This window comes from Streptomyces sp. NBC_01003, assembly GCF_045162695.1.
GTDB lineage: Bacteria > Actinomycetota > Actinomycetes > Streptomycetales > Streptomycetaceae > Streptomyces.
Map to the genome: position 1 here is coordinate 120,302 of NZ_CP108707.1, position 12,884 is coordinate 133,185.

Sequence of the window (12,884 nt, forward strand, 5' to 3'; positions counted from 1 at the left end):
GAACGTCCTGGGGCTGGCCGGCGTCGTGCGTCTGCGTCACCGGCTCCTCCTGCTCATCGGAGCCTCCGCCGCCATCGGCGCCGTCGGGGCGCTCCTCGTCGGCCCCGTTCTGGGCGCCGCACCGGCCCCGCTTGTGCCGCTGGTCTTCGTCCTGGCCCTGCTGGCCGCCGTGACGGCGTTTACGACCAAGCTCCTGGGTGTTTTGCTCGGACCGATTGGCCTGCCGGTGACCACGCTGTTGCTGCTGACCGTCGGCAACGCCACGAGCGGCGCGGTCATCGGAGCCGACCTGCTGCCCGCCGGGGCCCGGGCGGTCTCCGCCCTGCTGCCGCCCGGAGCGGCTGTGAGGGGCATCGCCGATCTCAGCTACTACAACGGCTCGCACCTGGCCGGTCCCGTGATCACCCTGGCTGTGTGGGCCATCGTCGCCGGAACCCTGCTGAGCCTGCGTCCCCGCCTGATGCGACGTCGAGCAGCTGTCGCCTGACCGACGCCCCACCATCGGGGTGATGTGGCCGCCAATGACTGGTCGGAGCCGCTACGCACGAGCCCGTCGTGGCTGTTCAACGCCACCGCAAGTCCGCTTCCGTCCCCGTCGCCGGCAGGGCGGGTGCCGTCGAGCGCGGCGCGAACGCCGTAAGGAGGAGACGCTGGAATGGAACACGAACGCACATCCGCCGACGTGGCACAGCGGCAGCGCAGTCTGCGGTTCTCCGAGCTGCCGGAGCCCATCCGGCTTAAGGACACCGTGGAAGAGCGGCCAGCTGTGGCCCACGATTCGGTGAGCGGCGCCTACAACCCGGATTGGTGGCTCATACGCATGGGCGGCCTGTGAGTTGCTGCCTCAAGCCGGCCGCGGCGGCCCCGCCTGTCGACACCACTGCGACCGGGCACCGCCCCGTCTGGTGGGTCCTCGTAGATCCGCAGCGCTGCGCCGTCCTTCGTACGCTGCACCAGTCCCGAGAGAGGTCGTTGTGAAGTCGCGGAAGATCCTTGTCCGGCTGACATCGATCGCAGCCGCCGAAGCGGTCGCGGTCGGATGCTTCCTTCATGTCTTTTAGCCGAAGCCTGCCAGGTGACATCGACGGAGCGTTTGATCCGGAAAGCGGCCTGGCGGCTCGCGCCTGGTGCACCAGATGTGGCAGCTCTCCCGGGCCCACCTGGGCCGGACCCGGGAGAGCTGCTCGGAAGCCGGTCGCATCGGATACACGGGGTTGCTCACGAGGCGGTCCGCCAGTGCACCGACCGATCGGCCTCAGGCTGCAGGCCGAACATCTGTCTCGTCGGTGGGGTATCAGGACAGGCCTGCGGGCATGAGGACGTGCGCGGCAGAAGGCCTATGCGGCGGGCCTGCGCCTGCGCCTGCGCCTGCGCCTGCGCCTGCGCCTGCGCCTGCGAACGCGTCGGCCAGTATGAGGTTGCGCTGTCGCCGACCGAATCGGCGCTCTGGTTGTCGCCGTCTATTCGGCCCAGGGGTGGAATCCGGTGTCGAGGATGTCTTCGAGAGCGGCGCGGAGCTGGGCTGCCTTGTCGCCGCCGAAGCTCTCCTCGAATTCGGACTGCACGGTACGCCAGTACGGGAGGGCGGCGGTCATCCGGGCGAGGCCGTCGGGGGTGAGGGTGACGATGCGAGCCCGGCGGTCTGTTGGTGACGGTTCGACGGTGACGAGGCCCTCGCGAGCGAGTGGTTTGAGGTTGCTGGCCAAGGTGGTGCGGTCCATGGCGATCATCTCGGCGAGGCTGCTGATGGTGATCTGCTCGTGGGTGCTCAGCTTCTGGAGGATGCTGAACTGTGTGGCGCGCAGGCCCGTCGGGGCGAGCGCCCTGTCGTAGGTGGCGCCGAGGTACCGGGCTGCCTTGCGCAGAGCCAGGTTGTTGCAGGATCTAGCGGTGTCCCTCTCGGTGCCGGCCATGCTCTCCTCCAGATGCGGGGTCAAGGTACGAGTATATGCACCTAACCGCTAGCGGTGGCGCGAAAGTGTCTTCACGCCTGCGGTCCGCCCGGCGTCGGCGCCCGGCTGGGCGTACGGCGGAACCCCGGTGGCGCGGCGAGGCGCGACCTGCCGGGCCCGAGCACCGAGCCGGCGTGTTGATGGGCCAGTTGCCAGGTTGTGCAGCGAGTCATCGGCACGGCCCGGCATGGCACCTCGCCGGTGGCCGCGACGGTCATTTCGCCGGGGCGTAGGCTCAAAAGGCGTCGAAGTTGTCGGGTGCGACAGCCTGGCCGCAGCGGCGCGGGCAATCGCATCGTGCGGAGCTGCAGCCTCCACTGGCATCGCCCCGCGGCCCGGATCGCGAGCCTGGGAGTATCCGTTCGCAAGTGCGCCGCAGTCTCTCGGCGCACGCCCGCGAGAAGGACGAGAGGTCTTGCACTTCCCCAATTAGGAGCATATGCTCCTAATGCGGGTTGGGTCTCATCGAATCCCCTCCCTGTCTTCCCGCGACACCCAGGGAAGCGCCGCCGGGACGGCCGCGCCCCCAGTTCCAGCCGCGGATGCGAATGCGATCTTGCCCAGTCACCAAGAAAGGGAATGCCTATGGCTGCCAGCCACCTCGTCCTCATCGCAGGCGCGGGAGACGTGGGCCGTAATGTCCTCGAGAAGCTGCGCGCACGGGACGTACCGGTGCGTGTCATGGTCCGTCGGGACGACGACCGTGCCGCGCAGATGCGGGCACTCGGGGCTGAGGTCGTCCTTGGCGACCTCACGCGACCCGAGACCGTCGCGCCCGCTCTGGAGGGCGTTCGGAGCATGTACTTCGCCATGCCTGTGTCACCGGACCACCTGCTCGCGGCAACCGTCGTGGCGAGCGTCGCGCGGAAGTGCGGCGGGCTGGACGCACTTGTAGACATGTCGCAGATGACCGTGTCGCAGATGACCGCCACCAGCACCGTGGAGTCCCGCCAGCAGCGGCTGCATTGGCTGGCGGAGCAGGTGTTCAACTGGTCAGGTCTGCCGGTGGTCCACATCCGGCCCACGACGTTCCTGGACAACCCGCTGTTCACCGTGCTTCCGGCGCAGACGATCCGTAAGAGGGGCACGATCGAGCTGCCATTCGGAATCGGGCGCACCTCGCCGATCGCCGTGGACGACGTCGCCAGGGTGGTAGCCACCGTGCTGCGCGACCCCGTCCGCCACGTGGGCCACGTCTACGAGCTGACCGGCCCGCGCACGGGCGACATGACCGAGATGGCCGAGCTCTTTTCCGGGGCGCTGGGCCAGAAGGTCTCGTATGTGGACGTCCCCCTCGAGCAGTGGCGCAAGGAGGTGCTCTCCACGATCGGTCTGCCGTCCCACATTGAGCAGCACATCGTCACCATGTGCCGCCTGCATCAGGAAAACCGGTACGACCGGGCTTCGGACGACGTCGAGCGCCTAACAGGTACCTCCGCCCAAACAATCGAGGAATTCGTCGCGGCACGCAAGGACTTCTACCTGGGCTGATATGTCCCCGAGGGCTCGCCGCACGTCGGGCGACGAGCATCAACAGAACAGGCGCCTGCCCCCGGTCACGGGTCCCCACCGCGCCACCGCACCCGCTCGAGCGAACCGCTGCGTCCAGACACCCCCCGTGTTCCGCACTACGCGCGGAACACGGACAACGAAAGTGATCAAAGAAGATGAACATGAAACTAGAGCTTTTCGTCCTGCCGGTCTCGGACGTCGACCGCTCCAGGGCCTTCTACGAGAAGGCCGGATTCCGGCTCGACCTCGCCAAGGACATCACCGACGACTACCGCGTGGTCCACCTCACGCCGCCCGGGTCCGAGTCGTCGATCATCTTCGGAAAGGGCCTCACCACGGCCGCACCTGGTTCGGCTCAGGGTCTGTACCTCGTCGTCGAGGACATAGAGGAGGCCCGCGCAGACCTGGTCGGCCGTGGAATCGAGGTCAGCGAGGTGTTCCACGACGACAAGGGCATCTTCTTCCACGGCCACGACGCCGGAGATGTCGTCCACAGCGGTCAGGGCCAGGAGCGAATCACCGGACCGCACCCCGAGCGTGCGAGCTACGGCTCCTACGCCACTTTCAGTGACCCGGACGGCAACGGCTGGGTGCTCCAGGAAATCACGCAGAGGTTCCCCGGCCGCTGACCGGCCCCTCCCGGCAGATAGCGACGACCGGGACAACTCGCAGCTTCGACGTTGTCATCGGCGTCGGCCCGGAGAGCGTGAACGCCGCCGACCGTACCCGCGCTGCAGGGCTCAGTGCGGTGATCGCGGAAGGCGACCTTCACTGCCAAGCGGGTGGCCATCGAGACGGTCGACGGCGAGGTGAAGGCCGAGCGGTCGGACCCTCGTGCCTCGTTTCCGAGCGACGTGCACGCTCCCTGGGACGACCTGCCCGTCGCCTACTTCGCCGGGGATGCCACGTGGACGTACCTCACGTCCCCCTTCGCCTTCGGCTCTGACGGGTTCAAGGCCGTGGGCACGACTACACGCCCGAGGCCATCAATGTGGGCCCCGCCGCGCACTGTCCCTGCGCGTACCAGGAGTTCGACGGAATCACGACCCGGCGCCGCGTCTTCCAGCTCGGCAAGGACGGACCAGTATCCCGGGACATGGAACTCGTCACCATCGACATCGAGAGCGTCCGGTTCATCTGAGCGAGCAACGCGGCCCCTTCCAGCGACGTCCCAGCAGCACGCGACGACAACACCAAGGCGGGTGCTCCGTACCGCCGGGCAGCTGGCTCCGTCTCGTGATGCGGCAGGTGCGGCGATGAGCGCCCAGCGGAAGACGCTGCAGGAGCACGTGGAGATCCCCGGCATCTGTTTCATCCGGCAGCCGGAGAGCACGCTGCGCTGCACCCTGTCTGCGGGCCACCACGGCGAGCACCGGCATTTCTACAGCGGCACTCACCACAACCAGCCTCTCACTGGCGCAGTTGTCCTGGTCATCGTCCGTGACCAGCCCCGCCGACTTGTCGGACAAAAGCGCCGGGGTGGCGCACCGCGGTCGAGTCCCTACTTTCCATCGGCATTTCCGGACCTGCTGCCCGCAGAGCGATCAAGGCCGCCGCCACCGCTCCGCAGTAAACCGGCAACATCGTCACCGCCCGGCAAGCCCGCGACATCCGCGCCAACCCTCAACTGGCCGTCTACGACAATCCCAACACGCTGCTGATGTGTGTCTACAAGCGCGACAAGGCCCTGTGCTACCGCGGCACCAAGGACACCCCCAGCCTCGACCGGTGCGTTCCCACCTGCGCGAACATCGCCCGCACCGATCAGCACGCCGCCGGTCTCCGGCACCGTGCCACCGTGCGCGATCAGCGGGCAGCCCAGGCCCCCGGCCCGCTGGGCGAGCGGCTACGCAGCAACGCCGGGCGCCTACGCGACCTTGCCGACGCCCACTACCGAACCCGGACCACACTCCAGGACGGCACCGCATGAGCCCCGCACCCGACTAACGCGACCGTATCCGCGCGGCCATCGGCCGCATCCTGCAAGGGGCCCCACTGCGCTCCAACGGCGCATGGACGATCGTCGCCCTGGCCGAGGAAGCCGGCGTACCCCGCAACACGCTGACCGAGCGGCACCCGGACCTCAAGAACGATTTCTATGCGCAGGTCAGGGCGCGCGGTAAGACGCCAGACTCCGAGATCCGTCTACGCAAGCAGATCGTCAAGCTGAAGGAACTCCGCGTCAAGGACGCCAAGGAGCTGTCGCAGTTGCAGACCGACATAGATCACCTCGTCCGCGACGTCAACCAACTGACCGTGGAGAACCGGCAACTACGCGGTGCGCTGTCGCAGCCCAGCTCCCCGGTCAGAGCACTGCCGACGCAGCCGCGGCCCAATCGGATCCCGTGAACCGCGCTCAGGGGCCCAGCTCGGCCGTGAGGAACATCGTTACAGCCGTTGGCAAGAACCCTCATCGTCCTGGGCCGCTACAGCTTCAACGCCTCCGTGCCGTGCGAGGGCCTACGTCCGCTGCGTGACCCGGACGCGATCGAGCTCGACGAAGACGGTGCGAAGGAGTAGAGCCCTCAACCAGGTCAGGCCGATCAGCCTTGTAGGGAGCGTGTCCATTCCTGCGCCTGTCGGGGCCGGGCCGTCTATCGCGAACGCCTCAGCTCCACGTCCCGCAGCGGCCCTGAATCGCATCAGTCGAGGGCGTGGCTGCGGCCGGTCTGCAGGATCTCGGCGGAGAGCTCGGGCTCGACGTGGCGTACGGCGCGCGCGAGCATCAGCGCGCCGACCATTTCGCTGAGCAGGCGGATGGCTCTATGGCGGGCCTCGGCCGGGTCGAGCTCGTGGCCCTTCTCCTCGGCTTCGCGCGCGAACTCGGCGGCGAAGCCGGTGAGGTAACCCTCGACGCCTTCGGCGTACGCGCTCTGCACGGCTTCGCTGTGCCGTCCGGCGTCGGTGACCAGGGAGGCGGAGGGACAGCCGCCGTCCGGGGCGTCACGGTGCGCGGTGGACAGATACCCGGCCACGACCCGCTCCAGCGGAGAGCCGGCCTGGCCCGGACCGTCCTCGATCGTCCGGGCCAGGCCCCCGAGCGAGGCGGCGAAGGAGGCGCCGCACACCTCCACGGCCAGGTCGTTCTTGGAGGCGAAGTGGTTGTAGAAGCCGCCGTGGGTGAGTCCGGCTTCCTTCATCAACTCGGCGATGCCGACCGCGTCGATTCCCTGCGAGCGAAACATGCGGCCCGCCGCTTCGAGGATGTTCTGCCGGTTGCGGGCCTTGTCCTCCTTGGTGATCCGCGGCATGGCCGTCCTCTCGCGTCGCTCTCGGTTTGACATTTTTAATGATGCCTCTCATCATAGCAGAAGTTCCAATGATGCCCATCATCAATAGTTCGTGGAAGGGGAGCGTCATGCGCGCCATCGCCTACGACCAGCACGGAGAAGCCGGGCAGGTACTACGCCTAAGCGAGCAGCCGGCCCCTGCTGCGCCCGCGGCCGGGCAGGTACAGGTGCAGGTGCTGTCCCGGCCGATCCACCCCGGCGACCTGGCGGGAGTGGAAGGCCTTCCAGGTGGGCCGCGGCAGCGGTTCGCCACGCCACGGATTCCCGGCGTGGAGGGAATGGGCGTCATCGAGACCGTCGGCGAGGGTGTGCAGGATCTGCGGCCCGGTCAGCGGGTGGCGTTCTTCCCGGTGCCGGGCGCGTGGAGCGAACTCGTCACGGCGCCGACCCATCTTGTGGTGCCGGTGCCCGAGGACCTCAGCGACGAGACCGCGGCTTTGATGCTGGTCAACCCGCTGACCCTGCTCTCCTTGCTGCGGGCGGTCGAGGACGCCCAGCACGGCCAGGCCGGTCCGGTGGTGCAGACGGCCGCCGGTTCGTCGGTGGGAAAGCTGGTCAGCGCCGCAGCACTCAAGCACGGCATCCCGCTGGTCAACCTGGTACGCAGCGCCACGGGGGCGCAGACCTTGCGGCAGCGCTTCCCCGGACTGCCGACCATCTCGACGGCCGACGCGGACTGGCGCACTCAGGTCCAGGACGCGACCGGCGGCCGGGGTGCCCAGGTCGTACTGGACGCCGTGGGCGGATCCCTGACCGGTGAGCTGGCCGGGCTGCTCGCCGACGGCGGCACGCTGATCACCTACGGACAGCTCGGTTCCGGCAGCACGCCGCTGGAGTCGCTCGCGCTGACCCCGCGGGCCCTGACCGTGCGGGGCACGTCCATCTTCCAGTGGATGGCCGCCCGCACGCCTGAGGAACGGGCCGAGGACGTCGCCTTCGCCGCCCGTCTGGCCGCGACCGCCCCGGAACTCTTCGAGGTCGCCGCCAGCTACGACCTCGCCGACTTCGCGAAGGCCATCGACCATGTCCGCCGCCCCAGCAAGAGCGGAACCGTCCTGCTCACCAGCCCCGCACCCTGAACCCCACGAAGGGCACCGCCATGAAGATCGGAACCCTCGGCGCCGGAACCGTCGCCAAGGCCATCGCCCGCCACGCCGTGGCCCACGGCCACCAGGTCGTACTGAGCAACAGCCGCGGCCCCGCCTCCCTGGCCGGCCTCGCCGACGAACTCGGACCGCTCGCCCACGCCTGCACCCCGGAGGAAGCCGCCGCGGCGGAACTAGTCGTGCTCGCAGTCGGCTGGCCCCAGATCCCGGACGCGGTAGCCAGCCTGCCACCCTTCGACGGGCGCATCGTCATCGACGCCACCAACCAGTTCGCCTCCCCGCCGCCGCCCATGAAGATCGCCGACCTGGGCGAACTGACCGGCAGCGAACACGTCGCCTCACTGCTGCCCGGAGCCCGCGTCGTCAAGGCGTTCAACACCCTCTACGGCCAGTACATCGCCGCCGACCCGCGCCACCAGGCCGGACGCCAGGTGCTGTTCCTCGCCGGTGACGACGCCGACGCCAAGACCACCGTCAAGGACCTCACCGCCGCCTTCGGCTTCGCCCCCGTCGACCTCGGCTCCTTGCGCGAGGGCGGACGCCTCATGCAGCTCGGTGGCCCACTCTCCGGCCTCCACGCCCTCAAACAGGACTGAGCCGGGCCCTCGCCCATTCCTCACTCTCCTCCTCATCCACCCCTCAGCACAAGGAAGTTGCTCATGACCACCACCCAGCCCCTGCTGCAGCCCGTCCGCCTCGGCGCGCTGGAGCTCCCCAACAGCGTCGTCATGGCCCCCATGACCCGCGCCCGCGCTCAGAACGCCGAGCTGGCCCCCACCGACCTGCACGCGACCTACTACGCGCAGCGCGCCGGCGCCGGCCTGATCGTCACCGAGGGAACCTGGGTCAGCCCCGACGCGATCGGCTTCATCAACGCGCCCGGCATCTACACCGACACGCAGACCGCCGGCTGGGTGAAGGTCACCGAAGCCGTCCACGAGGCCGGCGGGCGGATCGTCTCCCAGTTCGGCCACCTCGGCACGGCCTCCCACCCCGACCACCTCGGCGGCCGCCTGCCCGCCGGACCCTCGGCCATCAACCCCGACGAGAAGTCCTTCACCCCCTCCGGACCGAAGGACACCGTCACCCCGCGCGCCTACACCGCCGCCGAGATCGCCGCCACCATCGCCGACTACCGCCATGCGGCCGAGAACGCCCGCCGCGCCGGCTTCGACGGCGTGGAAATCCACGCCCAGCAATCCCACTTGATCCCGCAGTTCCTCAACCCCCGTCTCAACCAGCGCACCGACGCCTACGGAGGCAGCAGCGAGAAGCGGGCCCAGTTCCTCCTCGACATCCTCGACGCCGTCAGTGACGTGTGGGGCAGCGACCGCATCAGCGTCAAGATGTCCCCGGGCTGGAACAACGGAACCACGTTCACCGCGGACGAGGAGACACTCGCCGACTACGACCAGCTGCTCAAGAAGCTCAACGACAGCAACCTGGCCTACCTGCACCTCCTGGGCACCCCCGGCACCATCGAGGAGCGCATCGCCCTCTTCTCCCGCTACCGCGCCCACCACCAGGGCAACATCGTCGCCAACCTCGGCTTCACCCAGGCCCTCGGCAACGAGATCCTCGACCACGGGATCGTCAACGCGGTCTCCTTCGCCGAGCCTTTCATCGCCAACCCCGACCTGGTCGAGCGCTTCGCGCAGGGCCACCCGCTGGCCGACGGCGACCGGGACACCTACTACGCCGGTCACACCGAGGGCTACACCGACTACCCCACCTTCACCGCCAACTGAGCAACTACGTCTTCCTGCGCCTTTGACGGTTGATCGGAGGCCCGCCGCGCCCGCTCCTGGCCACAGCGAGGAAGCGGCGCGGCGGACCTCGGACGCGCCGACTGGAGGCACCCCTCCGGATGACCTTGAAGCCAGCCGACTGACCCGGGATTTCCGGATCTCGGTTCACATGGAAGCGGCGCCCGCCGGATCGGCGAAGCCGCGGCAGTTTTGTAAGGGAAATGACCATGAGCAGCATGACCAAGCGCGTCTCGATCGCACTCGCCTCCACGGCACTGGCCGGCGGAGCGCTTCTCGGAGGCGGCGGCTCGGCGTCGGCAGCCACGACTTCGGTGCCCGTGCAGCACACGCAGCACGTGTCCGCCACCTCCGTGACCGGCAGCGAACGAGTCGGCCGCTACGCGGACCACGAGGCCGAAGCGGCGTCGGGGCACGGTGTCAGTGCCGCTCGTTTGTACGAGGACCAGGTCGAGTGGTCCCTGAACCACAGCTGACGCGGCCCGGACCGCCCACTCCGGAACGGCGGCACCTGCCCGGACAGCAGCACGGCCGCCCCCGGAAGACGGCTGTACTGGGTGCGAGGGCAGCCGCGGCGACGTTCCGCACGAACGGGAAGCGAGGAGCTGAAACTGCGGTGCACGCGACTGCACCCCGATGGCGGCTCTGACAGGCACATGAGCAGCTCACATGTCTGCCGAAGCGACCAGCGCAACGAGTACGGTCCCGATCTACAACTGGAGCATCAGGCATAGCTCTGAGCCCGGTACGTCTCCAACAGGCGTAGCCAGACCTCGCTGGCGGTGGGGTAGCTGGGCACCACATGCCACAGCACGGAAAGCGGGATCCTCGCGACAATGGCCGTCGTGGCGGAGTGGACGAGATCCGCGACTCCCGAACCGACGAACGTCGCGCCCACAACCGTGTCGCTCATCCGATCGATGACGAGTTTGGCGCGCCCGAGGTAGTCATCTCGCATCACATATGTGCCGGCGAGGGCGGCCATGTCGTACTCGACCGTTGCCACGTCGATTCCCGCTTCGCGGGCCTGCCGCTCGGTCATACCGGCTGATCCGACCTCCGGGTCGGTGAACGTCACCTGCGGGTTGCCGCGATGCCCGTCGGCAGCGCCCCGCGCACCGCTCTGCGCGCCGGCCACGGAGTGCCCCGTGGCACGAGCAGCGATCACCTCGCCGGCGACCCGCGCCTGGTACTTGCCCATATGAGTCAGCAACGCGCGTCCGCAGACATCACCGACCGCATACAGCCAATGCCCGCTCACCGCCCGTACAGCTTGCTCGTCGTCCACCTCGAGGAAGCCGCCGTCGGGGTATCCAACCGACTCCAGGCCGATGTCCTGAGTGTTGGGAGTGCGGCCGGTGGCAAGCACCAGTTCGTCGCCGACGAGCGTGCTGCCGTCGTCCAGCCAGACGGTTACCTCTCCGCCATGAGGCAGCCCGACTCCCGTGTCCCGCGAGTCGTCGCGTCCCACCTTGGTGATCGACCTTCCGGGAAGAAGCCGCACCCCCGCATCCCTGAGCCGGTCGCCGACCATACGCCCGGCAAACGATTCCTCTCGCGGGAGCAGCTCGGTGCGCCGGTATACAACGCTCAATTCGGCCACGCCCAGCGCCCGCAGCCACGTCGCCGCCTCGCACGCGACCACTCCACCGCCCAGGACGACGACCCGGCGCGGCACCTCGTGCAGGTTGGTGACATCGCGGGAGGTCCACGGCCGGACCTGCGCCATGCCCTCGATCGGCGGCACCGTGGTGCAGGACCCTGTGTCGATCACCACCGCGTGCCTCGCGGTGAGCACACGGGTGCCGCCCGCTGCCATCTCCACCGCCACCGAGCGCTCTCCGTCGAGGCGCCCGTACCCGCGGACCACGTCGATGCCGGCACCGAGTGCCCACCCGATCTGCGAGGAGTCGTCGAGACCGTTCACGACGGTGTCCCGGCGGGCCAGTGTCGCCGGCACGTCCAACACGTGATCAGTCAACAGCGACGCGACACCGGGCACATGCTGCGCGTTTCCAAGGACGTCAGCGGGGCGCAGCAGGACCTTGCTGGGCATGCAGGCCCAGTACGAGCACTCGCCACCCAGCAGTTCAGCTTCCACGAGCACCGCGTCCAAACCCGAGAACTGTGTGGCGTATTGAGCCGCGTTCTCGCCTGCCGCGGCACCACCCAGCACGATGACATCCCACTCGGAGCGATCCGGATCCACACTTGCTGCCATAATCGCGCCTTCCTATTCGGATCGCGAAAAAATCGAGACGGATGAACTCCTGGAAATCCGACTTCACTGGGAATGCATTGGGTACGGCATGCGCAGGCGTTTCATACTGGGCGTATATGTTGGCCGACGCCGCCAACTCTCACAGGAGAAAGCCTACGCCTCCGGCTGTTTTCGAGTAACCGCAGCCTAACGAGACCACGGATTGGCGAGGTTGCACTCGAGTTGGACGTTGTCTCCGTGGGTCCGCCGCCACGGTCATCCTCCCCATCGAGGAAAACGCCAGTGGCCGACTGGCCGCGGAGAGGGCGATCACGAATGAACTCCTCCGGCAGTCGGCCACGGATTCCTGCAGCCTGGGCCACCTACGAGTCCTCCACTGGCAGTCTTTAATCCGCCCATCAAACGGGCCGACATGACCGTTATGGCCGAGGTCACGAACCGGCCAGGCATAGAAGGCCCACGACTACACCCAGGTCGCCACTGAATGTGAGACAGCGCCTCTCGTTTGACGCTTTCTGCACTGGTGGAATGGAATGACGACGAGCATTCGCCAGTGGGCACGGCTGACGGTGGTGCCGTGGATGCGTTTGAAAGGTCACAGGCAAATCGTCAGGCTTCTCAGGCGAAGTCCGAGGGCGGGCTGTAGCCGCGGGTGTTGACGAGGTGGTGAGTGAGTCGCGTGAACGCGCGGGAGGCGGCGCTCTGGTAGCTGCCTTGGCGTTGCAGGAGGCTGGCAGTGCGTTGCGGCAGCGGCGGGGTCAAGGGGACCGTGGTTGGGATGGTCGTCCGTCGATGAAGAAGCAGCAGGCAACTGACGAGGCACACGCGCACGTGCGGGCGTTGCAGGAACGGTTCGGCCCGCCCTCGCAGGAGAGCGGCTGGAGCGAGGAACAGCACGCCGAGTACGCCGCGGCGTGGAAGGCGTGGCAGGGACGCCGCCGTCGAGGTCCACGCTGCGATCGGCCGGGACGAGAGCGGATCACGGTATGAGGTTGAGGCTGCCGTCAACTGCCCGGTCGTGAACGACCGGGCTTGCT

15 protein-coding genes are annotated in these 12,884 nt (G+C 68.1%); 12 read left to right on the top strand and 3 right to left on the bottom strand.

Going from position 1 to position 12,884, the window contains the following annotated elements; all coding sequences use genetic code 11:
- The first annotated feature begins 25 nt into the window (after positions 1–25).
- Both OG698_RS00545 and OG698_RS00550 read left to right on the top strand, forming a co-directional pair.
- Positions 26–487, top strand: a complete 462-nt coding sequence (locus tag OG698_RS00545) for a hypothetical protein (protein ID WP_406100707.1) — start codon at positions 26–28, stop codon at positions 485–487.
- Positions 488–655: 168 nt separating this feature from the next.
- Complete coding sequence (locus OG698_RS00550) at positions 656–835, top strand: hypothetical protein (protein WP_329580392.1); 180 nt, start codon at positions 656–658, stop codon at positions 833–835.
- 625 nt (positions 836–1,460) lie between these two features.
- On the opposite strand, the gene OG698_RS00555 is transcribed toward OG698_RS00550, so the two are convergent.
- On the bottom strand, positions 1,461–1,937 hold the full coding sequence (locus OG698_RS00555; RefSeq protein ID WP_406100708.1) for a MarR family winged helix-turn-helix transcriptional regulator: 477 nt from the start codon (positions 1,935–1,937) through the stop codon (positions 1,461–1,463).
- Between the two features lie 600 nt (positions 1,938–2,537).
- On the opposite strand from OG698_RS00555, the gene OG698_RS00560 reads away from it, so the two are divergent.
- From OG698_RS00560 to OG698_RS00585, 6 genes are all read left to right on the top strand, one after another.
- Positions 2,538–3,443 carry an NAD(P)H-binding protein gene (locus OG698_RS00560; RefSeq protein ID WP_406100709.1) on the top strand — a complete coding sequence of 302 codons (906 nt, stop codon included), beginning with the start codon at positions 2,538–2,540 and terminating at the stop codon, positions 3,441–3,443.
- 176 nt (positions 3,444–3,619) lie between these two features.
- The gene (locus tag OG698_RS00565; protein WP_329580383.1) at positions 3,620–4,093 is read left to right on the top strand and encodes a VOC family protein; all 474 of its coding nucleotides are present in this window, start codon (positions 3,620–3,622) and stop codon (positions 4,091–4,093) included.
- A gap of 362 nt (positions 4,094–4,455) precedes the next feature.
- On the top strand, positions 4,456–4,605 hold the full coding sequence (locus OG698_RS00570; protein ID WP_329580380.1) for a hypothetical protein: 150 nt from the start codon (positions 4,456–4,458) through the stop codon (positions 4,603–4,605).
- A gap of 519 nt (positions 4,606–5,124) precedes the next feature.
- The gene (locus OG698_RS00575) at positions 5,125–5,394 is read left to right on the top strand and encodes a hypothetical protein (protein WP_406100710.1); all 270 of its coding nucleotides are present in this window, start codon (positions 5,125–5,127) and stop codon (positions 5,392–5,394) included.
- Positions 5,395–5,672: 278 nt separating this feature from the next.
- Positions 5,673–5,813 carry a hypothetical protein gene (locus OG698_RS00580; protein WP_406100711.1) on the top strand — a complete coding sequence of 47 codons (141 nt, stop codon included), beginning with the start codon at positions 5,673–5,675 and terminating at the stop codon, positions 5,811–5,813.
- A 48-nt stretch (positions 5,814–5,861) separates the two neighbouring features.
- Positions 5,862–5,984, top strand: a complete 123-nt coding sequence (locus OG698_RS00585) for a hypothetical protein (RefSeq protein ID WP_406100713.1) — start codon at positions 5,862–5,864, stop codon at positions 5,982–5,984.
- Between the two features lie 122 nt (positions 5,985–6,106).
- Here OG698_RS00585 and OG698_RS00590 read toward each other — a convergent pair whose 3' ends face one another.
- Positions 6,107–6,715, bottom strand: a complete 609-nt coding sequence (locus tag OG698_RS00590) for a TetR/AcrR family transcriptional regulator (protein WP_406100715.1) — start codon at positions 6,713–6,715, stop codon at positions 6,107–6,109.
- A gap of 107 nt (positions 6,716–6,822) precedes the next feature.
- On the opposite strand from OG698_RS00590, the gene OG698_RS00595 reads away from it, so the two are divergent.
- From OG698_RS00595 to OG698_RS00610, 4 genes are all read left to right on the top strand, one after another.
- Positions 6,823–7,833 (top strand): alcohol dehydrogenase catalytic domain-containing protein, encoded by a 1,011-nt coding sequence (locus tag OG698_RS00595; protein WP_406100717.1) that lies wholly within the window; start codon positions 6,823–6,825, stop codon positions 7,831–7,833.
- A gap of 20 nt (positions 7,834–7,853) precedes the next feature.
- Positions 7,854–8,456, top strand: coding sequence for an NADPH-dependent F420 reductase (locus OG698_RS00600; RefSeq protein ID WP_406100719.1), 603 nt, complete (start codon positions 7,854–7,856; stop codon positions 8,454–8,456).
- A 63-nt stretch (positions 8,457–8,519) separates the two neighbouring features.
- On the top strand, positions 8,520–9,608 hold the full coding sequence (locus OG698_RS00605; protein WP_406100721.1) for an alkene reductase: 1,089 nt from the start codon (positions 8,520–8,522) through the stop codon (positions 9,606–9,608).
- Positions 9,609–9,835: 227 nt separating this feature from the next.
- Positions 9,836–10,102, top strand: a complete 267-nt coding sequence (locus OG698_RS00610) for a hypothetical protein (protein ID WP_406100723.1) — start codon at positions 9,836–9,838, stop codon at positions 10,100–10,102.
- A gap of 248 nt (positions 10,103–10,350) precedes the next feature.
- Here the strand turns inward: OG698_RS00610 and OG698_RS00615 are convergent, their stop codons facing one another.
- On the bottom strand, positions 10,351–11,847 hold the full coding sequence (locus tag OG698_RS00615) for an NAD(P)/FAD-dependent oxidoreductase (protein ID WP_326778294.1): 1,497 nt from the start codon (positions 11,845–11,847) through the stop codon (positions 10,351–10,353).
- Positions 11,848–12,884: the final 1,037 nt, after the last annotated feature.